Source organism: Streptomyces sp. NPDC006134, from assembly GCF_040628835.1.
Classification (GTDB): Bacteria; Actinomycetota; Actinomycetes; order Streptomycetales; family Streptomycetaceae; genus Streptomyces.
In genome coordinates, this window is record NZ_JBEXTV010000012.1 from 49288 (window position 1) to 72525 (window position 23238).

The 23238-nt window shown below is 71.2% G+C and carries 19 protein-coding genes; 8 read left to right on the plus strand and 11 right to left on the minus strand.

Annotated features, from left to right (window positions below):
* Positions 1–115: 115 nt before the first annotated feature.
* Entirely contained in the window at positions 116–1273 is a 1158-nt protein-coding gene (locus ABZ340_RS10445; protein ID WP_358781347.1) for an exo-alpha-sialidase, read from the plus strand.
* A 33-nt stretch (positions 1274–1306) separates the two neighbouring features.
* Here the strand turns inward: ABZ340_RS10445 and ABZ340_RS10450 are convergent, their stop codons facing one another.
* Entirely contained in the window at positions 1307–2296 is a 990-nt protein-coding gene (locus tag ABZ340_RS10450; protein ID WP_358781348.1) for an aminoglycoside phosphotransferase family protein, read from the minus strand.
* 184 nt (positions 2297–2480) lie between these two features.
* Between ABZ340_RS10450 and ABZ340_RS10455 the strand changes: the two genes are divergently transcribed.
* Complete coding sequence (locus tag ABZ340_RS10455) at positions 2481–3572, plus strand: MupA/Atu3671 family FMN-dependent luciferase-like monooxygenase (protein WP_358781349.1); 1092 nt, start codon at positions 2481–2483, stop codon at positions 3570–3572.
* Here ABZ340_RS10455 and ABZ340_RS10460 read toward each other — a convergent pair.
* The 7 genes from ABZ340_RS10460 to ABZ340_RS10490 form a co-directional block, all read right to left on the minus strand.
* Complete coding sequence (locus ABZ340_RS10460) at positions 3542–3922, minus strand: phosphomannose isomerase type II C-terminal cupin domain (RefSeq protein ID WP_358781350.1); 381 nt, start codon at positions 3920–3922, stop codon at positions 3542–3544. The two genes, ABZ340_RS10455 and ABZ340_RS10460, sit on opposite strands and share 31 nt — an antisense overlap.
* 49 nt (positions 3923–3971) lie before the next feature.
* Positions 3972–5315 carry a hypothetical protein gene (locus ABZ340_RS10465; RefSeq protein WP_358781351.1) on the minus strand — a complete coding sequence of 448 codons (1344 nt, stop codon included), beginning with the start codon at positions 5313–5315 and terminating at the stop codon, positions 3972–3974.
* A gap of 87 nt (positions 5316–5402) precedes the next feature.
* A complete protein-coding gene (locus tag ABZ340_RS10470; RefSeq protein ID WP_358781352.1) occupies positions 5403–6470 on the minus strand; it encodes a hypothetical protein in 1068 nt (355 codons plus the stop codon).
* Between the two features lie 21 nt (positions 6471–6491).
* On the minus strand, positions 6492–7580 hold the full coding sequence (locus ABZ340_RS10475) for a radical SAM protein (RefSeq protein WP_358781353.1): 1089 nt from the start codon (positions 7578–7580) through the stop codon (positions 6492–6494).
* 43 nt (positions 7581–7623) lie between these two features.
* Positions 7624–8958: a hypothetical protein gene (locus ABZ340_RS10480; protein ID WP_358781354.1), complete on the minus strand. Its 1335-nt coding sequence runs from the start codon at positions 8956–8958 to the stop codon at positions 7624–7626.
* A gap of 25 nt (positions 8959–8983) precedes the next feature.
* The gene (locus ABZ340_RS10485; protein ID WP_358781355.1) at positions 8984–9220 is read right to left on the minus strand and encodes an acyl carrier protein; all 237 of its coding nucleotides are present in this window, start codon (positions 9218–9220) and stop codon (positions 8984–8986) included.
* Between the two features lie 2 nt (positions 9221–9222).
* On the minus strand, positions 9223–10422 hold the full coding sequence (locus ABZ340_RS10490; RefSeq protein WP_358781356.1) for a radical SAM protein: 1200 nt from the start codon (positions 10420–10422) through the stop codon (positions 9223–9225).
* Positions 10423–11052: 630 nt separating this feature from the next.
* On the opposite strand from ABZ340_RS10490, the gene ABZ340_RS10495 reads away from it, so the two are divergent.
* Positions 11053–12390 carry an MATE family efflux transporter gene (locus ABZ340_RS10495; RefSeq protein ID WP_358781357.1) on the plus strand — a complete coding sequence of 446 codons (1338 nt, stop codon included), beginning with the start codon at positions 11053–11055 and terminating at the stop codon, positions 12388–12390.
* 88 nt (positions 12391–12478) lie between these two features.
* On the opposite strand, the gene ABZ340_RS10500 is transcribed toward ABZ340_RS10495, so the two are convergent.
* Positions 12479–13453: a ParB/RepB/Spo0J family partition protein gene (locus tag ABZ340_RS10500; RefSeq protein ID WP_358781358.1), complete on the minus strand. Its 975-nt coding sequence runs from the start codon at positions 13451–13453 to the stop codon at positions 12479–12481.
* Positions 13454–14149: 696 nt separating this feature from the next.
* Here ABZ340_RS10500 and ABZ340_RS10505 point away from each other — a divergent pair.
* The 3 genes from ABZ340_RS10505 (at position 14150) to tkt (ending at position 18633) form a co-directional block, all read left to right on the plus strand.
* On the plus strand, positions 14150–15415 hold the full coding sequence (locus ABZ340_RS10505; protein ID WP_358781359.1) for a condensation domain-containing protein: 1266 nt from the start codon (positions 14150–14152) through the stop codon (positions 15413–15415).
* A gap of 144 nt (positions 15416–15559) precedes the next feature.
* Positions 15560–16573: a glycosyltransferase gene (locus ABZ340_RS10510; protein ID WP_358781360.1), complete on the plus strand. Its 1014-nt coding sequence runs from the start codon at positions 15560–15562 to the stop codon at positions 16571–16573.
* On the plus strand, positions 16570–18633 hold the full coding sequence (gene tkt / locus ABZ340_RS10515; protein WP_358781361.1) for a transketolase: 2064 nt from the start codon (positions 16570–16572) through the stop codon (positions 18631–18633). Before ABZ340_RS10510 ends, tkt begins: the two co-directional genes overlap by 4 nt.
* Positions 18634–18721: 88 nt before the next feature.
* Here tkt and ABZ340_RS10520 read toward each other — a convergent pair whose 3' ends face one another.
* Both ABZ340_RS10520 and ABZ340_RS10525 read right to left on the minus strand, forming a co-directional pair.
* Positions 18722–19510, minus strand: a complete 789-nt coding sequence (locus ABZ340_RS10520) for an SDR family NAD(P)-dependent oxidoreductase (protein ID WP_358781362.1) — start codon at positions 19508–19510, stop codon at positions 18722–18724.
* A gap of 237 nt (positions 19511–19747) precedes the next feature.
* On the minus strand, positions 19748–20425 hold the full coding sequence (locus ABZ340_RS10525) for a uracil-DNA glycosylase (protein WP_358781363.1): 678 nt from the start codon (positions 20423–20425) through the stop codon (positions 19748–19750).
* 443 nt (positions 20426–20868) lie between these two features.
* Here ABZ340_RS10525 and ABZ340_RS10530 point away from each other — a divergent pair, with 443 nt between their 5' ends.
* On the plus strand, positions 20869–21822 hold the full coding sequence (locus tag ABZ340_RS10530; protein WP_358781426.1) for a BadF/BadG/BcrA/BcrD ATPase family protein: 954 nt from the start codon (positions 20869–20871) through the stop codon (positions 21820–21822).
* A 378-nt stretch (positions 21823–22200) separates the two neighbouring features.
* Positions 22201–23124 carry a hypothetical protein gene (locus ABZ340_RS10535; protein ID WP_358781364.1) on the plus strand — a complete coding sequence of 308 codons (924 nt, stop codon included), beginning with the start codon at positions 22201–22203 and terminating at the stop codon, positions 23122–23124.
* Positions 23125–23238: the final 114 nt, after the last annotated feature.

A 23238-nucleotide genomic window follows, 5' to 3' on the forward strand; every position in this document is an offset into this window, starting at 1 on the left:
GCACCTCGTACGGCCGTCGTGTGCCGCCGGGCGGAGTCCGCGTCCACGCGGGCTCCGCCCCTCCGTGCCACACCGTCCCGACCTGCGCGGACGCCGTTCCCGGAAGAGACTGTCAGTGCCGGGGTGCAGACTGGCCGGTGTCCGGGACGAAGGCGTCGACGGGGACGCCGCGGAGGTGATCGGCATGACCGAGGTACTGCTCGCCGTGGGCACGCGCAAGGGCCTGTTCATCGGGCGCAGGCGGGGCGCAGGCTGGGAGTTCGACGCGAGCCCCTATTTCAACGCGCAGGCTGTGTACTCGGTCGCCATCGACACCCGCGGCGCCGTCCCGCGGCTGCTGGCCGGCGGCGACAGCGCGCACTGGGGACCGTCGGTGTTCCACTCCGACGACCTGGGCCGCACCTGGACCGAACCGGCCCGGCCCGCCGTCAGGTTCCCCCAGGACACCGGGGCCTCGCTGGAGCGGGTGTGGCAGCTGCACCCGTCCGCCGCGGAGCCCGACGTGGTGTACGCGGGCACGGAACCGGCCGCGCTGTACCGCTCGGAGGACCGCGGGGAGAGCTTCGCGCTCGTCCGCCCGCTGTGGGAGCACCCCACGCGCGGGCGGTGGATGCCGGGCGGCGGCGGTGAGGGCCTGCACACCGTGCTCACCGACCGGCGCGACCCGCGGGCGGTGACGGTCGCCGTCTCGGCCGCGGGCGTGTTCCGCACGGACGACGGCGGCGCGAGCTGGGCGCCGTCCAACTCCGGGGTCTCCGCGGTGTTCCTGCCGGACCCGAACCCGGAGTTCGGCCAGTGCGTGCACAAGATCGCCCGGGACGCGGTGACCCCGGACCGGCTGTACCTGCAGAACCACTGGGGCGTGTACCGCAGCGACGACGCGGGCGCGCACTGGACGGACATCGGCGAGGGCCTGCCCTCCACGTTCGGCTTCGCCGTGGCCGCCCATCCGCACCGCGGCGACACGGCGTACGTCTTCCCGGTCAACGCCGACGCGGACCGGGTGCCGGCCGGCCGGCGGTGCCGCGTCTTCCGCACGGCGGACGCGGGCGGGAGCTGGGAGCCGCTCGCGGCGGGGCTGCCGCGGGAGGACCACTACGGCCCGGTGCTGCGCGACGCGCTGTGCACCGACGACGCGGACCCGGCCGGCGTGTACTTCGGCAACCGCAACGGCGAGCTGTACGCGTCGGCCGACGACGGCGACACCTGGCGGCAGCTGGCCGCGCACCTGCCGGACGTGCTGTGCGTACGGGCCGCGGTCGTCGGGCCGTAGCGGGGAGACCCGGCTGCGCGGGGGTGCCGAGGGTCAGTCCGCTTGTTCGCCGAGCAGCGCCAGGGTCTCCCGCAGCCGCTTGCACGCCCAGTCGTACTGCTCGGTGTCGGTGTGCGCCCGGAAGTCCGTCTCGATGACCTGGATCAGGGCGAGGTGGAGGTTGTACAGCCGCCGCCGGATCCGCTCGGCGGTGGTGAACGGCCGGTGGCCGTAGCCGCGGATGAAAGCCGTGGCGTCCCCGAAGGCGCTCGACTCGCTCCCGGCGAAGCCGAACTCCATCAGCGGATCGCCGTAGAACGCCCGCTCGTGGTCGAGGACCGCCACGATCCGGCCGTCGCGCACCATGCAGTTGCCGGGCCACAGGTCCCACTCGACGAACCGGGGCTCGGTCACCTCGTCCAGCGCGTCGGCGTGGGCGGCCACGACTTCGCGGATCACGTCGTAGCCGCGGGGGACGACGACGCCGCGCCGCTCGCCGTCTTTCAGCAGTTCCTCGACCATCCGCAGGAAGGCCGCGCGCCACGTGCTGTCGCCCGGCCCGGCCAGCGGGCCGAAGGCGGGGCCGGGGATGGTGTTGAGTTCGCGGGTGACCGCGCCGAGCGCTTCGCCGTACGCGGTGATCTCCGCCTCGGTCAAGGTGCCCCTGATGGCGTTGAGGTTGTCCGCGTCCACGTACGTCATGAAGAAGTAGTCGGCGTCGCACACCTCATGGGTCCGATCGGCGAAGTCGACCTCCGGCACGGGAACCTTCGTGTGCTCCCGGATCAGCCGCAGCGCCTCCAGTTCGGTGGCCATGGCTCCACGCTCGTAGGTCATGACCTCGACATCCGGCGGCGGCGCGATCTTGAGGACGACGTGCGTGCCGGAGCGCAGCCGGATCCGGTAGGCCACGTTGAACCAGCCGTCGGTCAGTTCACCGACCCAGTCCTCGCCCGCGTCGCACACCTCGTCCGGGCCGTAGGCGCGGGCGACCATGGTGCGAAGCGCCTCGACGGACTGCCGGTTCTTCGTGATGCTCTCCATCAATCCTCCGCCCCGAGCTTGGCCGGACGGTAGCACCAGGAGGGAGTTGTGCACTCGGGTCCGCCGGGGCGCCTTGCCACTGCTGGTCCGCCGGCCTCGCCGATTGCTAACGTGCCGATCGACCGGTCGCACACTATGTGCGGTTTGTCCGAGCCTTGGCGTCAGACGACCGACGGGGGGAACCGTGGACTTCAGCCTGTTCTATTTCGCCGACGACGGGGAAGCCGAGGGCGATCGCTACCGCCTGCTGATGGAGGGCGCCCGCTTCGCAGACGAGCACGGGCTCACCGCCGTCTGGACGCCCGAGCGGCACTTCCACCGCTTCGGCGGCCTGTTCCCGAACCCGTCGGTGACGGCCGCGGCGGTGGCGGCCGTCACCTCCCGGGTGCAGGTGCGGGCGGGCAGTGTGGTGCTGCCGCTGCACCACCCGGTGCGGGTGGCCGAGGAGTGGGCCGTGGTGGACAACCTCTCGCACGGCCGGGCCGGCGTGGCGCTCGCCTCCGGCTGGAACCCCCGGGACTTCCTCTTCGGTCCGGACGCGTACGCCGACCGCCGGGAGCGCACCGTGGCCGCCGTCGAGACCCTTCGCCGGCTCTGGCGGGGCGAGCCCTTCGACGCCGAACCGGAGTGCCGGATCTACCCGCCGCCCGTGCAGGCGGAGATTCCGCTGTGGCTCACCAGCAGCGGCAACCCGGGTACGTTCGAGACCGCCGGGCGCGTCGGCGCCGGTGTGCTGACGAACCTGCTCACGCAGAGCATGGAGACGCTGGCGGAGAACGTCGCGGCCTATCGGCGCGCCTACGCGGGTTCGGGGCGCGACGGCCGCGGACACGTCGTCCTGATGCTGCACACCTGCCTCGGCGAGGACCGCGAGTCGGTGGAGCGCCTCGTGCGTGAGCCGCTGCGGCGCTATCTGATGTCCGCGCTGGACCTGAACCTGCGCTCGGCCGGGCCGTCCGCGGGCGAGGGGACCGCCGCGGGGCGGCCGTCCGCACAGGAGCGGGCCCGGGCGTGGGCCAGGACCACCTTCGCTCCGGCGGCCGTCGACGCCGCCTACCGGCGCTATCTCACCTCGGACGGCCTGTTCGGCGCGGTTTCGGACGTGCTTCCCGTCGTGGAGCGCGTGCGGGAGGCGGGCGTCGACGAGATCGCGTGCCTCATCGACTTCGGTGTGCCGGCCGACGCGGCGCTGAGTGGACTGGCGCGACTCGACGAGCTGTGTGCCGTGGCGGGCGGAAGCACGGCTCAGCGGTCCGTGGAGGGGAGCAGACGGTAGTCGTCCTCGAGGCGTTCGATGTCCTCTTCGTCGAAGAAGCCGAGGGACAGTTCGAGGAACCTGCGCGGTACATCGCCCGGGTTGTGGACGCGGTGGGCGAGGCCGCGCGGAATCCAGATGCGTTCGCCGGTGACCGCCGTCCACGCCCGATCGTCGAGCCGCACCTCCAGCGGGCCGTCCAGGACGGTCCACCACTCGTCGCGTTGCGCGTGCCGGTGCAGTCTCACCCGCTGCCCCGGATCGATGGTGATGAACTTGACGGTCGACGCGGTGTTCAGCGTCAGCCGCTCCTGGAGGCCGTAGGGGCGCGGGTAGTAGTGGATCTCCGGCCCGGCGGCTTCGTTGCGCATGCGCTCAGCTCCCAGCTCGTGCGCGACCGGTCGGCCGGTCGCGCTCAGGTCAGGCTTCCCCTGCCTCGGTGACGAGGAGGTCCTCCAGCTCGGCGAGTGCCGAGACGGCGTCGGCCGGCGGAATCCGCGTATCGTCGCAGACCACTTGCAGGATCAGCTCGTCGCCGTCGCTGCCGAGATCGGCGAAGAGGGTGGCGTCGCCCAGGTCGCGCCGGCCTGCGGTGGTGAGGGACGACTCTTCGAGCAGGGCCCCGAGCTCCGGCAGCCTCCTCTCCAGGCCCGCCCACACACCGCGATCGCTCCGCACGTCGTTGAAGTAGTACGAGAAGTCGGCCGCGTTCCCCTTCTCCGTGAGCGCGGTGAGCGTGTCCCGCCACTTGAGGCAGTCGTATCGCGCGCGGCTGTACGTGGTGATCGTGCGGGCGTAGATGTTCTTCGCGTACGCGGCGAACCGGTCTTCGCGCCTCTCGTCCGGCAGGACGAGCAGCCCGTTCCCGATCGTCTGGCCGACGAAGTCCGCGAGCTGGGGATGCGACCGGTTGCTGCAGACGAGCAGGAGAGCGGAGAGGTCGCTGTCGACGTGCCGGCGGATGGTTCTCGTCAGCGCGGAGACGACGACGGCGCTCGCGCTCACCCCGTGCCGCAGGGCGAGCGCCTCGACGGCGACCGCGGCCGCCCGCGACCGCAGGAGCGTCACCGAGAAGGCACCGGGCGCCATCGACATCAGACCGCGGCCGGGCGGCAGCTTGGAGGACGAGGCCAGCCAGCCGTTGATCACGGCGTCGCTTCTGCGGATCTGGTCGGCGGACCGCTCGTATCCGACCAGATCCGCGGTCTGCATCCTGGGGAGGCGGATTGCACGCCCCATGACCGCGTCGCGGATCAGGCGGTCCAGCGGACGGCAGGCGCCGCCGTCGAACGCGAGATGCGACATCGCTACGTCGATCTGCGTGACGAACCCGTCGACGTGCTGCAGTCCCAGGCGGATCTGGGGCTCGTCCATGCCGAACGCCCCGCTCGCCAGCTCCGCGCAGGCCGGGTCCTTCCGCGTGTTGTACCCGTGGCACACGGGAACCGCGTCGGCCGGAGCCTCGGTCACGCGGACCTCGATACGGGCCTCGCTCTGGAAGGTCTGCCGTACGCGCTCCGTATCGAACGTCACGCGGAAGATGTCGAGGGAAGACAGCAGTCCCCGGAGCCGGTCGAGCGCCTCGGACACGCCGATGCCGTCTGCCGGCGGGGAAACGGGCCAGGAGATGTTGAGGCGGTCCGACGACGGGCCGAGGGCGGTCATGCTGTCCCACATGTTCCCCTGTCCCCAGGTGAGGGGCATCGTGCCCTGCTCGGTCCCCCGGATGGAGAGGCTGTGCTCTTCACTGTCGCCGACGGCCATCGAAGCCCTCTCGCCAGGTATCGATTCCCATGGTGCGTATGGATTCTGTGGGATCTCGGCGCGCAATCGTCGCCGCGCCCCGAACCATCAGCGGCGTCGCCGGCCGAATCCCCGGGCGATGATGCGGTCCGGATAGGACGCGGCCGCGTCGCGGGCCGCGCGAAGGCGCTCGTGCATGGCCGTGAGCAGCGCCGGATCGGGCTTGTCCAGCCAGTCCGACAGGCGCATCCCGAATCCGAGCGCGCACCAGACCGCTTCGTTGGCCAGCTCCCAGCCGCCCAGCGCCTCCGTGAACAGAACGGGCGTCGCGGCGTTGAGCGAGTCGATGAGCGTGCCCGCGCCCGGCTTGCCGACCACCGCGCGGCTGCGCCGGGTCAGCTCGAACGAGTCGGCCCAGTGCTCGCGGGAGTCGAACGAGGGGGCGTCCGTGCCCGTACCCGCGATCAGCCGCGGAAAGGCCGTTCCCCGGCCGGGCTCCCAGCCGGGGTCCTGGTGGTACGCGCTCAGCCCGGCCGGCGGATCGCCCCAGGGCTCCGGCAGGATCAGGCTCACCGGCTCCCCCTCCTCGACGAGCCGCGCGGCGGCGGCCGCGTGGGTCCCCATGCCCCAGCCGCCGCCGTGGGCGAGGAAGCCGATCGACCGCGCTTCCCAGGGAAGCAGCGCCCCGTCCTTCGTCACCGGGATCGTCTCGTTCAACGCGTTCGTCCGTGCGTCGAGCAGCCATGTGTGCGTGCTGCCGGTGAGACGTGCCGCGTGGCGATGAGACGGGGAGGGCACCGCGTCGACATGGCACACGTCGACGAGGACGCCCGGACGCCGGTCGGCGTATGCCGCGACGATCTCCGTCCAGAATCCGGAGAAGACGGTGATCGAGCCCACTTCGGCCTCGTCCCACTCGTCGAAGAGCGCCGTGAGCGTCTGCGGCGCGATCAGCTCCACGTGGTCGGTGGCCAGCGCGTGGGCGGCCTTCGCCAGCCGGTAGTCGCGGCTGTACCGGCCCTTCGCGATCCGGATGCGCTGCCTGACCTCGTCGGGGAAGTACTCCTCCAGCACGTACACCCTGCTCGGCAGTCCTCGGGCCGTCAGGGCCCGGTCGAGCAGCAGCCCGGGTATGTGCGTTCCCAGTGCGACTCCGGACGTCAGTGCGATGTTCATGGCCCTCGTTGATCCGCCTCGTCAGACCGGGTGGGTTTCCAGCGAGTAGTAGCGCGTGCAGGTGGGGCAGATGGGCCACAGCGAGGAGCGCAGATGCCTGCGGATCTTCGTGGCCTGCTCGCCCTGCCAGATGTCCAGCAGCGAGGACTCGTGGATGTTCCCGAGCGGGATGTCGTAGAACGTGTGGCAGGTCGTGACGTCGCCGCGCGCCGAGATCTCGGCGTAGCGCCACGGGACGGCGCAGCGCTCGTGGAAGTCCTTCATCGCGGTCCAGTCGGCGCGCAGATAGGCCCCGACGGTCTCGGCCTCGAGCGCCGCCGGCCGGGAGAAGAACTTCACGCCGGCCTGCTCGCACGCCTCCCGCGCGTCGGTCATCTGCCGGACGAGATCCTCGACGTCGATCGACTCGAAGAACCGGGGGCTGCGGATGTAGGGGGCCGAGTGCCGCACCGCCGGGATACCGAAGCTGTCACGGGCCACGCGGCCGTAGTGCCGGTGCATCTCGGCCGTCGCGAAGCTCTGCAGCTCAAGGCTCACGGCGCCGAGCTTGCTCAGGTCGACCTCCTTGAAGAACTCCGAGATGTGCGCGGCGTTGTCCGGCGTGACCAGGTAGGTGATGCCGATCTCGGGGAACCGCACGCCGCGGCGGCGTTTGAGGCTGTCGACCGCGTCGATCCCGGCCATGGCCTTGTCGAAGACCCCGGCGCCGCGCTGCACGTCGTTGACCTCGCGCGGCCCGTCCACGGACACCCACACCCTGATGTGGCGGTCGGCCACCAGCCGGTCGGCATGGCTGCGCAGCGTCGTCCCGTTGGTGGGAAAGACGAGCTGGCTCCCGCCGGCGTGGATCGCGTCGATGACCTGCCAGACTCCCTTGTAGAGCAGCGGCTCCCCGCCGAACAGCTCGACGTACGGCCGGATCGGCCGGCACTCCTCGAGAGTGCGCAGCACCAGGTCGACGTCGAGCTCGGCGAGATCCGGCAGGACGTGGAAGGAGCCTCCCTCGCCCCACTCGTAGCACATGTGGCAGCGCAGGTTGCATCGTTCGAGCAGTTGCAGCACCAGCCAGGACGGGCCTGCTTTGGGGGAGCGGACAAGCGTGTTGGACATGGGCTCTTCTCTCCAAAGGGGGGTGGACGGCCGGCAGCCGTCATCACGCCGGTTCGCCGGCGGGCCGGGCGTGGCAGGGGTGACGCTGATCCTCCGAGTGGATTCCGCACGCGCACGCGATCCCGATGGCCTCACGCAGCACGCGCGCCGCGTCACCGGGTGGGTGGAACACACCGAGGACGAGACGGCCGCGCTCGCCCCGGGTGAGTGTGTTGGCCGCGATCGGTATGACCCCCGGCCGCTGTCGCCGGTACAGCAGGCCCGCGTCGTCCAGCCTGTCCACGAGCGACGGGAAGGGACGCGTCCTTGCGTCCAGCCGTACGTTGACGAACTCGAGCGTCGCGTGCAGGCCGAGCCGCGCGGCGTGGCGCGTCAAGGCCAGCGCGACGGTGCCCATGGATACGCGGGCGTTCACCTCCAGGCACGGCACGACCGTTCCGTCCGTCGCGATGAGCCCGTCGATGTCCACCGGGCCGAAATATCCGGCCGCGAAGAGTTCCTTGCACAGGATCCTGCCCGCCGTGTCGATGTGCTCGAATTCCTCCGGGTGAAAGGAATCCGGGTCCGCTGCGGACGAGCCCCGGTAGCGGAAGCCCTCGACGTCGTTCTCCAGCAGCCCGGTACTCCGTACGGAACCGTCGGGGGAGATGTGCCAGTGCGACGAGATGTCCCTGCGCTTCTCGAACAGGGGCTGGACGAGCAGTTCGAGCCGCTTGCCCCGGTCGAGCTGCCGGGCGAGGTACCGGGCCACGGAGCGGTACGCGGCCTTCGAGCGGATCGCCACGGTCCCCTGGCCGGACACGCCGTAGGGGTCCTTCAGCAGCGCGACGGAGCCGGCCTGCGCGACCCGGCGCTCCAGTTCGGCGAGCGAGGTGGCGGGCCACGCGGCGCCGTTCCATCCGTGCCCCAGGACGACGTCGTTGGACCATGTCTTCGAGTTGACCCGCGCCGCGCACTCGGCGGTGGGCGACAGGTGGACCAGATCCAGCGCGGAAGCGAGTTCCTCGTACTCCGGGCGCGTGGCGTACGGCCGCAGGGTCATTCCGGCGACCTGGGGACGGAGCCCGTCCGCCTGGGCCAGTGTCCGCGCGACGACGTCACCGGCCTCCCCGGTGTCACCGGCGCCTTCGACAAGGGGCACGGGGTCCACGGGGAAGCCCGCCGCCCGCATCGCCTCGACGAAGCCGGGGGGAGGCTCGAAGGCCGTGATCAACCGGTCCCCTTCCTCGCTCAGCGCGGAGAGGACCTCGTCCAGGGCCTGGGCGATGGCGGAGCCATGGGCGGTCCCGATGCGGGGCAGCCGGGCGAGGTCGGCGGGCCGCCAGGAATCCTCCACCCCCACCGGGCCGATGTGCAGGGAACTCTTCCGCGGTTCCATGGCTCGCATCCGCTTCCCTGATCCCTCAGCCCCTGGTGGACACGAAGCGGCAGAACGCGTCCACGGACTGGAGGCAGTCCATGTCCATGGTCTCGAAGTCCAGCTCGACCTGGAGCGTGTCCTCGACCGTGAGCAGGAACTCGATCATCTGCAGCGAGTCGAGGCCGAGATCGGAGATGATGTTCGTCTCCGGCTCGATGGAGACCTCGCGTCCCAGAACCTTGTGCAGGCACGTCGATACGGTGCTGAAGATCGGGTCCACGCCTAGACTCCATTCAGATACAGAAGTATGCACTTTGAACACACGGGCATGAGGCCCCTGCTCCGCAGAATTTCCCGCACACGCCGGAAACGCTCGCTGTGCCAGAGGTCGAGGACATCCGTCTCGTTCAGATTTCCCACCACGAACTCGGGAAAGAACTTGCAGGAGCTGACGTTTCCGTCGGCGTGGACCTCCATGCGGTTCGACACCGCCAGGCAGCGCCGCCGGCCCTGGGCCGGTTTCGAGGTGCCCCGGACGAAGTCGTCCACTTCGTCCAGTCCGACCTGCGGCTGATATCGGATCCGCGACTTCCAGCGCCGCCCGGACAGTTTGGCCATCGATTCCCGCAGCGTCGGGATGGCCTCCGGCTCGAGGCGGTAGGTGTACGAGTGCCACGTCGCGGGCTTTCCCGGCTCAGGCGGGTTGAGCCAGGAGAACTCCTCACGATAGAGGTCGTCCATCTCGGCTGCGACGTCCTCGTTGATGTACCAGGGGAACTGGAAGTAAACGCTGTCGACGCCCAGTTCCTCGGCCCATTCCATGAACTCGTACATCTGGCCGACGGTTTCGTTGCTGACCATGCAGGACAGCGAGATGGTGCCGTCGAAGCGACCGGAGCGCTGGAGGTCGATCATGTGCTGGATGTTGCGCATCGTCCGGTCGAAGCTGCGCGGCCCGCGCAGCGCCTCGTGGTGCTCCTTGAGGCCGTCGAGGCTGATCAGGAGGCTGAGGTTCCTCCCGATCCGCATCAGGTCATCCGCGTGGCGCTGCATGAGCAGGCCGTTCGTGCACATCGTCACGGGGCGCGGGTCGGCGGCCAGCAGTTCGGCGAACTCGCCGAACTTCGAGTACATGAGCGGCTCGCCGCCCCAGACGAACAGCTTCGACTTCCGCTCGGAGGTCGCCTCGAGAACCCGCCGCACGATGTCGATGCCGAGTTCGGTCTTCTGCTCGGCGGCACTGAATTCGTGGAAGAAGCCCTGTTCGCTCCACTGATAGCAGTGCAGGCAGCGGAGATTGCACTTGTAGGTGAGCTGAAGGCTTACCTCGTCCGGCACTTCCGACGCATATCGCGGGTCTTCGTCGAGCGCGTGAAGCGTCTTCGACCGAACCGCAACCGTTCTGCGCAGATCGAGGAACTCGCGGTTGTCGAGGTTGCGTGAAGTCTGGGGGCCGGCTGCTCCCGTGCCGATTTCTGCCATGCCGCGACCTACTCTTCCCTGCGCTTGAACGCCGCCGCACGCATTCCCCAGCGGGTGGCGTCGATGGACTGGGATGTGCTCTGCCTGGATGGGGACTTGGCCGAGAAGTTCGGGAGCTCCACTGTGACCGACGCTTCGCCGGGCGTCAATCAGTTCCAACCTGGCTGCGGCAGTCACGAGTTGGGCTCTTCACGCCCAGGTAATGGCGCCACCCGAACCTGCCGAATTCTTCCGGAGAACGGCGGAGTCCAGGACCGGGGGCCCGGCCGTCGAGGCGCCGTGCGGGTCCCTCGGCCGTGATCCGAGAGGCCGGGGACCGTTCCGGACGGCGCGCAGAACCCTCGCCGTGGGCGGCATCACCGAGTTCCCTGTCCACGGGGGGGAGGCAGCTTCGCGGGACGCACCCCCATCCGGCCGAAAGAAAAGAGGAGCCGGTGCGGCGCCGGACAGGGCGGCGCACGGGCGCGGCCACCGCGGACCAGCCGGGTGGGACCAGCCTGACCAGGGAAGAACCGCGTGGGTACGCACGGTGGTCGAACCGATCGGGCGCGTGGTTTCCTGCTGGGCGTGAAGAGCCCCTCGAAGCGCTCGAAAACACTGGAGACCGCGTCCGAGGATGCCGTGGGCCGTATGGCGACCCGCCCGGTGGGCAGGCTGCTGTGGGAGAACTGCGTGCAGACCATCGCGTCGGTCGGCATGTTCGGCTTCTACGCCCTGACGAACGCCTGGTTCGTCGGCCACGGGGTCGGCGATCAGGCGATGGCCGCGGTCAACCTCGTCGCCCCGCTGCTGCTTCTGCTCGGAGCCGTGTCCACCACCGTGGGCGCGGGCGGCGCGACGCTGGTCTCGCGCGCGCTGGGCGCCGGCGACGAGCGCGCGGCCGCCCGCGCTGCGGGCAACGCCTTCACGCTGTTCTGGGTCACCGCCGCCCTCACCACCGCGGCCGGGCTGGTCTTCATCGACCCGCTCCTCGACGTGCTCGGCGCGCACGGTCCACTGCGCGAGTACGCCCGGCAGTACGCGGTGATCCTGCTGTGCGGGTCGCTGTCCTACACCGGGTTCTCCAGCCTGGTGCGCGCGGAGGGCCGGGTCGGGTTCTCCACCCGCATGTGGATCGGCGCCATCGTGGTGCAGATCGTCCTCGACCCCCTGCTGATCTTCGGCTTCGACCTCGGGGTGAGCGGAGCCGCTCTGGGCACCGTCGGCGGGCAGACCGTATCCGCCGTGATGAGCTGGTGGTTCTTCTTCCTGCGACGCGAGCGGCCGTACCGCGTCCGCCTCGCCGACCTGCGCCCGCACACCGTGACCCTGCGCACGCTGGTGGGCATCGGGCTGCCTTCCTTCCTGGCCAACATCGGCCTCACCGTGCTCGCCGTGCTGGTCAACGCCACCCTCGCGGTGACCGGAGGAGCGATGGCGCTGACCGCGTACGTCGTCTGTTCCCGCCTGCAGACCTTCGCCGTGATGCCGCACACCGGCATGAGCCAGGGGCTGCAGCCCATCGTCGGCTACAACGCCGGGCGCGGCCTGGACGCCCGCGTGGCGCGCACTCGGGCGCTCGCGCTGCGGGCCTCGCTCGTCTACGGCGCGGTCACCGCGGCCCTGCTGACAGCGCTCGCCGAGCCGCTCGTCGGCATCTTCGTCAGCGATGGGGCAGCTGCCGAGGAGGCCAGGTTCGCGCTGTGCGTCCTCGCCGTCGGCGGGATCGTCACCGGTGTCGCCCCGCTGGTCGCCGCCTACTTCCAGGCCCTGGGGCGCCCACTGCCCGCCTACGTCCTGACCATCGGGTCCCTGATCCTGCTCAAGGCGCCGCTCGTCGTGGTGTTCGGCCTGGTCTGGGGCACGCACGGCGTATGGTTCGGTCTCGCCGCCGGTGAGCTCACCACCGCGGCGAGCGCGCTGGTGCTGTTGCGTCGCGCCGACCGGCGCACGCCGCCCCCGGCCCCGGTGCTCCCCGCTGCGTCCTGAGACGCCCGCCGGCGCGGCGGGGGAAGGGGATCGGAGGGGAGGTTTCCGGGCGCGGGGCAGACGGGAGTCCGCGGACGCGGCCCACCGCTCAGCCGAGGCTGTCGACCGGGTTTCGCTCCGGCTTTTCGAGCCGCTGCGCGAGCTGCCCCCACGCCTGGGCGCACTCCCGCGCCAGCAGTGCGACGTTCTGCGAGCAGTGACTCGGTACCGAGTGGGCCATCTGCGCGACGGAGGAGTGCGCCTTGAGCAGGCGCAGCAGCTGCCGGCCGTGACTGGTGTACCGCAGTGAGGGATCGCGGGTGAGCTGCCGCCAGGAGGCGGACACATCGACGCTCGCGGCGGCCGCCGCGGACCAGTTCACGGAAATCGTCTTTCCCGACTGCCCGGCCGGGACCGGGGAGTCGCCGCGCAGCACGCGGCGCCGCACGTCGGCGACGGTGCCGAGGGAGAGTCCCGTCTCCTTGGCGACCTCGCGGAGGGTGGCGCCGGGCCGTGCCGCCATCAGCTCCGCGGCCTTCCGGCGCCCGTCCTCGGTACTGACCGGTCGTACCCTGCCGTCCCGGCCCACCCGGCTGTTCGACTGCGCAGACTGCGCAGTCGAACAGCGCACGGCGGCGACGGTACGCGCCGAGATGCCCACGATCGCGGCGATCGCGCGGTCCGACGAGTCCGGGCACATGTCGAGCAGCCGGCGGGCGGCCGCGCTCCGGTCCGCGGCGGTCAGCGGCAGGCCGTGCGCGTTGTTGGCCGTCACCGAGAGGACGAACGCCGCCTGCGAGCTGCCGTCGAAGAACTTGACCGGGATGCTCTTGTCCCCCCTGAGGCTCGCCGCCTTCAACCGGTGCATGCCGTCGATCACGCGCATCGTGGCCTTGTGCACGAGGATGGGCGGCATGCACAGTTCGGAATCGGCGATGAGGGCGACGTGTTCCTCGCTGATGCCGTCGAGCCGGATCAGGTCGGCGGGGAGGAGCTGATCGATTTCCACCGTGGTGACCTGACCGATGAAGTCTTCCCCGGAGAACAGGTCGTTTTTGCCGGGAACGGAAAGCACTGACACCATCGCACCTCTCGACTCCGTGATGGCACGCGATCTGATGTACTGCGCGACCGACCTGGGTGGGCAGCCGCACCGGCCCGCAGCTGCATGACGCTGCGTTTGAAATTTCGAACGTTAGTACCGTTGTCAACGAGGGTCAGTATGCGCTTTCTCTCGTTGGGATCAACAGTGGTGTGGCCGATACCCATGCCTTGTGCCGACGTTCACCTCCGCGGCCGAGGCGCGCGCCGGTTTCGAGACGGCCGCGCGTCCGCCCGAGCGGCCTGGCCTGCGCTCTGGCCGACCCGCGAATGCGCGGCGAAGGCGATCCCTCGCTCACCACTTGGCCGATTCCGGCTGCCGCGCAGCGGTGCGTCATCGTCGTTGACGATCGCGACAGAAAGCGCATACGGTGCGCACGATGAGAAGTCGTCCGGCGCTGCGAACGCCGACGATCCTCGGACTTCACGCACAAGGCGGGAGAGGGCGGCCGAGTCGCTGAAGGTCCGCCCCGCCCCGGTGAGCCCGGTGCGGCGAGGCGGGTGCTCGCCGGCCGGCCACCGCTGCCCCACCGGCCGCCAGGTGGACCCTGAACGACCGGGCAATTGTCCGCGCCCAGGATTCGCCCCCCTGGAAAGGGCCCTCACTTACCGTATGCGGGAGTCAGGAATGGACCAGTGTACGTTTGCATTCTCCGGAAATCGCTCGGCCACAGGACCCATGACATGGGGGCAGCACGAGCAGTGGATCACCATACGAAGGATCGCGCCAGAAGACGCAAGGTTCAATCTCCCGTTCATGTGGAGGGTTTCGCACAGGGCCTCGCTGCCGGAAGTGGTGGAAAGCATCGGAAGGCTCGTCGAGCGGCATGAGGCACTCCGTACCGTCCTCACCTCCGAGACCGAGGAGAGGCCGTCACAGACGGTGCACCGGACGGGTGAGGTGACCGTCTCCCTGCATGAGGTGGACGATGACGACGAACCCCCCTCGCTCACCTCCCCCTGCGTGCAGGACCTGGCCTCCAGGAGGTTCGAACTCGCCCATGAGTGGCCTGTGCGCTTCAGGATCCTGACGGACCGGGCGAACCGGCCGCTCTGGGTGTGCGGCGCCGTTTCCCACATCGCGGCGGACGCCACCGCGGTGACGATCATGGAGCGCGACTGGAACGTGCTGCTGGGGGCGGACAGAGAGACCCGCCTGACACCGCACCCCCTCCAGCCGCTGGACCGGGCCGCCCACGAGAACTCGACGGCCGGCAAGGAAGCGCTGGAAGTGGCACTGAGGCATTGGCGGAAAACCCTGCACGGTGCGCCATGGCTACGGTTCGGTGAACGGCGCCCCGCCGAGGTCGAAACACGGTTTCCGAGAATGACCCTTCACTCGAAGTCGCTCGGCGAGATCGCTCGCCAAGTGGCGCGCGACCTGGGCGTCTGGGAATCGGCTGTGCTGATGTCGAGCGCCGCCCGCGCCTTCCTGGAGACGACCGGAGGGGACTCCTTCCCGATGTTCGTGACATGCTCGAACAGAGTGGGGGGCGCTGTCGGCGCATACGTCGGGACCCTGGCCCAGCAAGGCGTCGTCCCCATGGCCGGTGACGTCGAATTCCATCACACGGCCAGGAAACTCTGGCGGTCCCTGCTCGGGATGCCGCGACACAGCAGGTACGACCCCGCCGCCCTCGGAGAAATCTTCGAGAAGTCCAGCGGAGGACAGCACTCCTGGCTTGATCACTTCGTCAATCATCTCAGCCTCCCGCGCACAGAGGACACGGCGAGGACGTCCAGGGAGATGGACGGCCTCCGTGGTTTCCTGCCCGAGGGAAAGGTGGAATCCAGTTTCCTGCGCTTCGGCCTCATGCTCCGTACGCACGGGCCGGACGCACAGTTCAAGCTCTTCGCCGACAACTGCTCCATGGACAAGGAATCGATGCGGTCCACGCTCATCCGGATGGATGACGTGATACGCGAGCAAGGGGCTCGGCAATGACCGGTCCGCAGCCTTTCGTCCTCGGCCGGAACGGGTCCGGACCTCTTTGAACGCTCACCGGTGTTGAACACATCGGACGCTCCGTACGCTTCCGAAGGCGCTCTGCCGCCGCCGCAGCACCGCGGAGGAAGGACCGGAAGCACCATGCCACCGACGCTGAGCATCGTCGTGCCCGTATTCGACGTCGAGCTGTACCTCTCCGCCTGCCTCGAGTCGCTGACCGGCCAGCGCCTCACCGACACCGAGATCATCGTCGTCGACGACGGCTCGGCGGACGGCAGTCGCCCGATCGCCGACGCGTGGGCGCGCAAGGACGCCCGGGTGCGGGTCCTCGAGCAGCGCAACTCCGGCTTGAGCGCCGCCCGCAACACCGGCGTGCGGGCGGCGCGCGGAACGTATCTCGCCTTCTGCGACGGCGACGACATCGTGCCGCCCGGCGCGTACGCCGCCCACGTCGCCTCGCTCGAAGCCTCCGGCTCCGACTTCTCGACCGGCGACGTGCGGCGGATCGACAGCACCGGCGTACGTCCCCACCCCGGATACCGGGACGTGTTCGCGCGGAACCGGCACCGCACCCACATCCGCCGCCACACCGCGCTGATACGCGACCGCATGGTGTGGAACAAGGTGTTCCGCCGGTCGTTCTGGACCTCGCGGAAGCTGGCCTTCGCGCTGCCCGCCTACGAGGACGCGCCGGTCATGATGCGCGCGCACATCGAGGCCTCGGCGGTCGACGTCCTTTCGGAGGTCGTCTACCACTGGCGGATCCGCGAAGCCGGCGCGCCCTCGATCACTCAGCGACGCGACGAGCCCGCGAACCTCGCCGCCTGCATGCGGATGGTGGTCGACACCTTCGACGTCATCACGGAGCTGGCCGAAGACCTCGTCCTCCCGTACGCGGACGACATGTGCCGCGGCGACGTCCGGGACGTGCTCGACGGCCTGAGACTGCACGACGAGCACGTCCTGGGCGAGGCTCTGTCACTGGCGCGCTCGTTCGTCGAGCGGGTTCCCGCCGTGCTCATCAGGTCCCTGCCCGCGGCGGACAGACGTCTGCTGAACCACCTGGTCCACGGCGAGCCGGCCGAGATCCGGCAGTTCGTGAACGAGGCACCGCCCGCTGCCGCAGACGAAGACGAAGGGGAACCAGCTCGGTGAGCGCAGAGACCGCCCTCGCATGGTCCGACCTCGACGACAAGGCGATCGCGGTCAGCCGTGCCCTCGCCGCCGACGCCGTCGAGCAGGCCGGCGGCGGCCACTGCGGCGCGGCGATGGCTCTCGCCCCGGCCGCCTACCTCCTCTTCCACCGCCTGATGCGGCACGACCCGGCGGACCCGGCGTGGATCGGCCGCGACCGGTTCGTCCTCTCGTGCGGACACACGAGCCTGGCGCTCTACGTTCAGCTGATCCTGACGGGCTACGAGCTGTCCGTGGAGGATCTCGCGCGGCTGCGCCGGCGGGGGTCCCCGACCCCCTCGCACCCGGAGTACGGCCGCACACCCAGCGTCGAAGTGACGACCGGGCCGCTCGGACAGGGCCTGGCGACGGCGGTCGGCATGGCGATGGCGGCGCGCAAGCAGCGCGGCCTGTTCGATCCGGAGAGCCCGCCCGGCCGGTCCGTGTTCGACCACACCGTCTGGGTCGTCGCGTCAGACGGCGATCTCCAGGAGGGGCTGACCAGCGAGGCGTCCTCGCTCGCCGGCCATCAGCAGCTCGGCAACCTGGTCCTTCTCTACGACGACAACCACGTCTCCACCGAAGGCGACACCGATCTGGCGTTCAGCGAGGACGTGCTCGCACGCTACGACGCCTACGGCTGGCACACGCAACGCGTCCGGGACATCAACGACCTTTCGGCGCTGTACGGCGCGCTGGTCGCGGCGCGCGACGAGACCGGCCGTCCCTCGATCATCGCGGTCGAATCCGTCATCGCCTGGCCGGCGCCGAACGCGCGGGGCACCGCGGCAGCGCACGGCGGGCCGCTGGGCGCCGAGGAGGTGGCGGCGGCCAAGCGCCTGCTCGGGCTCCCCGAGGACCGGACCCTCCACATCCCCGACGACGTACTCCGCCACGCGCGTCAGGGCGCTGCACGGCGCCGGGAGGCGCGCGCGGACTGGGATGTCCGGTTCGGCAAGTGGCGGGCCGGCCATCCGCAGGCCGCGGCGCTCCTCGACCGCATGACGAGCCGCGGCCTGCCGGACGGGTGGTGGTCCGGGTTCCCCGTCTTCCCGGCCGGTGCGCGGACGGCGACCCGCACGGCGTCCGGTGTGGTGCTGAACGCGGTCGCCGCGTCGCTGCCCGAGCTGTGGGGCGGCTCCGCCGACCTGGGCGGAAACAACTGCACGGTGATCAACGGCGCCGACAGCTTCCTGCCCGAGTCCAAGGGCGGCTCGCCCTACGGCCGCAATCTGCACTTCGGCGTCCGCGAGCACGCCATGGGCGCGATCCTCAACGGCTTCGCGCTCTACGGGTTCCGGCCCTACGGGGGGACGTTCCTCGTCTTCTCGGACTACATGCGTCCGGCCGTGCGTCTCGCGGCCCTGATGGGACTGCCGGTGACGTACGTCTGGTCGCACGATTCGATCGGCCTCGGCGAGGACGGCCCGACCCATCAGCCTGTCGAGCACCTCGCCGCCCTGCGCGCGATACCCGGGCTCGACGTGGTGCGCCCGGCGGACGCGAACGAGACCGTGGCCGCCTGGCGCGCCATTCTGGAACACGGCGCCCGTCCCGCCGGCCTGCTCCTGTCGCGGCAGGATCTGCCGGTGCTCGGCCGGACGGCGGACGCCGGGGCCACCGGGGTCGCCAGGGGCGGCTACGTGCTCGTCGAATCCTCGGCCCCGACGCCCCGGGTCATTCTGATCGGCACCGGATCCGAGGTGCAGCTCGCGGTGCGGGCGGGTGAACTGCTCGAAGCGGAAGGGATCGCGACCCGAGTGGTGTCGATGCCCTGCATGGAGTGGTTCACCGAGCAGGACCCGGCCTACCGCCGCCGCGTCCTGCCGCCGGAGGTCGGGGCACGCGTGTCGGTGGAGGCCGGGATCGCCCTCGGCTGGCGTGACGTCGTCGGCGAGCACGGGGAGATCGTCGCCCTGTCGCACTACGGTGCCAGCGCGGCTTACGAAGTCCTGTACGAAGAGTTCGGCCTCACCGTGGAACGGGTCGTGGCCGCCGCCCGCACCAGCCTCACGCGGGCGGAGGCGCACACAGCCCCCTGAGCGGCTCCACCCGGCGGAGCTTCCGGGGACCGGCCGGGGCGCTCCCGGCGCCCCGGCGGCAACCCGCGGGCCTCTCCGCCGAGGCGGCTCAGCGGCTCACCGCTTGCGACGCCAGCTGCTTCGTCTTCAGCAGTGACATCGTCGCGTCGGCCACGTTCGCCCGGCCCGGGATGCACAGTTCCGCTCCGCGTTCCAGAGCGTCCACCGCGACGGCCGCGACATCGTCGGCAGATTTCCACATGACCGACGGGATCGCCGCGATCTCCTCGGCGGCGAATCCCGCGCGCCGGTCGAAATCGGTGGCGACCGGGCCGGGGCACAGGGCGGTCACGGTCACCGGGGTGTCTTGGAGTTCGTGCCTGAGCGTGCGGGTGAAGGACAGCACGAACGCCTTCGACGCCGCGTAAGTGCCCTGCCTGTCCATCGGTTTGAACGCCGCTGTCGAGGCTATGTTGAGGATCGCGCCGGAATTCCGGGCAATCATGCCGTCGACGAAGGTGCGGCACAGATCCACGACGCTGATCATGTTCAGCTCCATGTGCCGGAGCTCCACGTCGAGGTCGCACTCCGCGATGCTGCCGCGGGTGGCCGCACCGGCGCCGTTGACCAAGATGTCGACGGCCAGCCCGGTCCGTTTCACGCACGCCTGGAGCTCTGCCCGGTCCGTCCGGCTGGTCAGATCGGCTTCGACGATCTCGACACGGGCACCGTACGTGCGCAGTTCGTCCGCAAGGCGCCGCAGCCTGTTCACGTCGCGCGCCACCAAGGTGGTGCCATAGCCGCGCGATGCGAGCGCGCGCGCCATGGCCGCGCCGATACCCGAGGACGCTCCAGTGATCAGCGCGGTCCCCCGCGGGGACGGTGGTGGAAGTGACATGACAACAACCGATCGCGACTGCCTCGGAATTGTCAACCACTCGGCCGTGAACGACCGAGCTCGTCGACTCGGTTCGATACGGCTCTGTTCATGCCCCCGGCCGCCCCTCCCCTACGGCAGGGCGGTCACGGGTCACATCCACCGGTTCCCGCGTCGTGCGGGGGCCGACGGCAGGGGAAGCGGTCCCGGGCGCGCCGGCCGGCGCGCCCGGTGTGGCCGCAGCGCGGGCGGCCCGGTCTACGGCAGGCGCCAGTCCACCGGCTGCGCTCCCTGCCGGGCCAGCAGCTCGTTGGCGCGGCTGAAGGGGCGCGAGCCGAAGAACCCGCGGTCCGCCGACCTGGGTGAGGGGTGAGCGGACTCGATCACCGGGAGATCCCCGAGCAGAGGCCGCAGGTTACGGGCGTCACGGCCCCACAGGATCGCCACCAGCGGCTTGCCGCGCGCGGCGAGAGCCCGGATGGCCTGCTCGGTGACTTCCTCCCAGCCCTTGTCCCGATGCGCACCCGGCTTGCGCGGCGCCGTCGTGAGCACTCTGTTGAGCAGCAGCACGCCCTGCCGGGTCCACGGGGTCAGGTCGCCGTTGGACGGCCGGGGAAGCCCCAGGTCCTTGTGCATCTCCCAGAAGATGTTCTCCAGGCTTCCCGGCAAGGAGCGCACCTCCGGCGCCACGGCGAAACTCAGCCCGATCGCCATGCCCGGTGTGGGGTAGGGGTCCTGGCCGACGATCAGGACGCGGACGTCGTCGAAGGGCTGCTGGAACGCGCGCAGGACGTTCGCTCCGGACGGCAGATAGGTCCGGCCGGCCGCTATCTCGGCCCGCAGGAAGTTTCCCATCGCGGCGATACGTTCGGCCACGGGTTCCAGGGCCTTCGCCCAGCCCGCTTCGACAAGTTCGTGCAGAGGTCTCGGTGCCACAACGCGTCACCCTACTGGCCCCCACCGACACCCCGCACACCTGCGGAAACCTCACACACGGCCACCGCCGCCGGCACTAGTCTTCTTCCGCGTCGAAAGCGTCGGGCCGGTCCGGCAGACCGTGCGGCCCGTCACGGGGAGGGGAGCCCGTTGCATCCAGTGATCCAGCCCTCGCGCGAGGGGCATCACGCCTCGCCGGCCCTTCGCTCCCGATACCCAGGTGCCGGGACTTCCGGGCACGTGGTGGAGTCCGCCCCTCCCTCCCCCCTCTCCGCCGGCCGCGGGTTCTCCGGCCCGCGCCCCTCCGGCAGGGCCGGCGGCCCGCCGGTCCGGCAGGGCGGGCCGCCGGTGGACCGGTGCCTGCCGTGACCGGCCGGGGGGCGAAGGCCGGGCCGGCCGGCGGTCCGGGCGGGGAGCCCGAGGAGTGGGGCGGTTTCCTCGCCGTGGACTCCGGCGGTTCCGGGCTGCGGGTCGCCGTCGGGGCCGCCGGGCGCGGGATGCTGGGCCTGCGGACGTCGCGGGAGCCGGTCCGCACCGGTGCGCGGGGGATCGATCCCGGGCATCTGATGGAACAGCTGGTGCCCATGGCGCGGGCGCTGGCGGCCGAGGCGGGTGTGGCGCGGCCGCGCACCGCCGTCGTCGGGGCGGCCGGTCTGGCCTCCCTGGGCGACGCCCTGCGCGCCGACCTGCCCGCCGCCCTCGCGCGGGAGCTGGGCATCCGGACGGTCGCGCTGGCCGCCGACGCCGTCACCGCCTACGCCGGTGCCCTGGGCCCGCGGCCCGGTGCCGTCGTCGCCGCCGGTACCGGACTGGTCGCGATCGGCACCGACCTGACCCGCTGGCGCCGCGCGGACGGCTGGGGGCACCTGCTCGGCGACTGCGGCGGCGGCGCCTGGATCGGGCGGGCGGGGCTGGAGGCGGCCCTGCGCGCCCACGACGGGCGCGACGGCGGCTCCGCCCGGCTGCTCGCCGGGGCCGAGGAGCGGTTCGGTCCGGTGCGCGGGCTGCCGGGCGCGCTGTACCCGCGCCCGGACCGCCCGGCCGTCCTCGCCTCCTTCGCGCCGCACGTCGCCGCCGCCTGCGCGGACGGCGACCCCGTCGCCGCGGGTGTGATGCGCGCCGCCGCGCGGCACATGGCCGACTCGGCCGCCGCCGTCTGCCCGCCCGCGGGCGAGCCCCGCATCGCCGTCACCGGCGGCCTGCTGAAGCTGGGCGACGCGCTCCTCGTGCCGCTGGAGGAGGAGCTGGCGCGGCGGCTGCCGCACGCGCGGCGGGTGGTGGCCGAGGGCGATCCGCTGGAGGGCTCGGTCCGCATCGCCACCGGCCTCGTCACGGGCTCCCTCCCCCTGCCCGGTGACGAGGCGATGCTGTGCGTGACGACCGTGACGCCGCCCTGAGACCGCCCTGGGACCGCCCCGAGGCCGTCCCCGGTCCGCCCTGCCGAGCCCGTCCTTCTCGGTCCGGCCTCGGCCCATCCTCGGCCCATCCTCGGTCCGGCCTCGGCCCATCCTCGGTCCGGCCTCGGTCCGGCCTCGTCGGGCCGGCCGGCCGACCCGGCCCGCGCGCTCGCCCCGGCTCCGGAAAGCTCTGCCGCCGGTGTCCGGAAAGGGCGCCCCCGGACCGGTTTTCCGCCCCGCCACCGGTCGCCCGCCGCGACGGAAATCGTGCGGATGTCCGCCTCCCGTAGGCGACTCATCCGACAAAAGCGGACGGATACCGCTCACCTGCACCCTCCCCGAACAGGGGAGCCCAGGAAACCAGTAACATGCGGCGCCATGAGCTCCCCCACTGGGCCCGCGTCCGGCCTGCCAGTACGAATGCCGCGCCCCCGCCAGCCCGGACGGCACCGCCGTCCCGAACCCCTGGTGGCTCCCGAAGGCGCGCCCGCGCTCGTCCTCGCGGTGCCGGGCACGCCCAGCGGCGCGACGCGCGGCCTCGCCGAGGAGGTCGTGAGCATCGCCCGCTCCGAGCTTCCCGGCCTCAACGCCCGGATCGGGTACCTCGACGGGGACGACGAGGAGTTCCCCTCGCTGCGGTCCGTGCTGGTCCACGCCGCCGAGGAGCGCACCGCGCGGTACGAGCTGGCGCTCGCCGCCGGGGCCGAGGCGAAGGAGCCCGAGGGCCCCGTCGCCGTCGTCGTACCGCTGCTGGCCGGTCCGGACAGCGCGCTGCTGCGCCAGGTCCGCCAGGCCGTCATGGACAGCCGGGTCGCCACCGAGCTGACCGACGTGCTGGGCCCGCACCCGCTGCTCGCCGAGGCGCTGCACGTGCGGCTGTCCGAGGCCGGTCTGGCCCGCGCCGACCGCGCCCGCCTGTTCACGGTGGCGACCGCCGCGGACGGCATCATCCTGGCGTCCGTGGGCGGCGAGGAGGCCGTGCAGGCGGCCGGGATCACCGGCATGCTGCTCGCCGCGCGCCTCGCGGTGCCGGTGATGGCGGCGGCCCTGGACCAGGAGGACTCGATCACGTCGGTGGCCGAGCAGCTGCGGTCCTCGGGCTCGCAGCAGCTGGCGCTCGCGCCGTACCTGATCGGCCCGGAGATCGACGCGTCGCTGATCGAGGCGGCGGCCGAGGAGGCGGGCTGCCCCGCCTCCGAGGCGCTCGGCCCGTACCCGGCGATCGGCAAGCTGGCCCTGGCCAAGTACACGACCGCCCTGGGCATCGCCCCGCAGCAGGCGCAGAGCACGCCGGTCCGCTGACGCGCAGGACGCCCCGTACGTCCGAAAGGGCCCGCTCCGGTTCAGGAGCGGGCCCTTCGGCATGGGGAGGCGCTTCGGTACAGGGCGGCGCTTCGCCGGGAGGGGCGGCAGCGG

Bases quoted from the DNA above. Each gene is read 5' to 3' on its own strand.
- ABZ340_RS10450 (WP_358781348.1), bottom strand. From the start codon at position 2,296: ATGGAGAGCATCACGAAGAACCGGCAGTCCGTCGAGGCGCTTCGCACC.
- ABZ340_RS10460 (WP_358781350.1), bottom strand. From the start codon at position 3,922: ATGCGCAACGAAGCCGCCGGGCCGGAGATCCACTACTACCCGCGCCCC.
- ABZ340_RS10465 (WP_358781351.1), bottom strand. From the start codon at position 5,315: ATGGCCGTCGGCGACAGTGAAGAGCACAGCCTCTCCATCCGGGGGACC.
- ABZ340_RS10470 (WP_358781352.1), bottom strand. From the start codon at position 6,470: ATGAACATCGCACTGACGTCCGGAGTCGCACTGGGAACGCACATACCC.
- ABZ340_RS10475 (WP_358781353.1), bottom strand. From the start codon at position 7,580: ATGTCCAACACGCTTGTCCGCTCCCCCAAAGCAGGCCCGTCCTGGCTG.
- ABZ340_RS10480 (WP_358781354.1), bottom strand. From the start codon at position 8,958: ATGGAACCGCGGAAGAGTTCCCTGCACATCGGCCCGGTGGGGGTGGAG.
- ABZ340_RS10490 (WP_358781356.1), bottom strand. From the start codon at position 10,422: ATGGCAGAAATCGGCACGGGAGCAGCCGGCCCCCAGACTTCACGCAAC.
- ABZ340_RS10495 (WP_358781357.1), top strand. From the start codon at position 11,053: ATGGCGACCCGCCCGGTGGGCAGGCTGCTGTGGGAGAACTGCGTGCAG.
- ABZ340_RS10500 (WP_358781358.1), bottom strand. From the start codon at position 13,453: ATGGTGTCAGTGCTTTCCGTTCCCGGCAAAAACGACCTGTTCTCCGGG.
- ABZ340_RS10505 (WP_358781359.1), top strand. From the start codon at position 14,150: ATGACATGGGGGCAGCACGAGCAGTGGATCACCATACGAAGGATCGCG.
- ABZ340_RS10510 (WP_358781360.1), top strand. From the start codon at position 15,560: ATGCCACCGACGCTGAGCATCGTCGTGCCCGTATTCGACGTCGAGCTG.
- ABZ340_RS10520 (WP_358781362.1), bottom strand. From the start codon at position 19,510: ATGTCACTTCCACCACCGTCCCCGCGGGGGACCGCGCTGATCACTGGA.
- ABZ340_RS10535 (WP_358781364.1), top strand. From the start codon at position 22,201: ATGAGCTCCCCCACTGGGCCCGCGTCCGGCCTGCCAGTACGAATGCCG.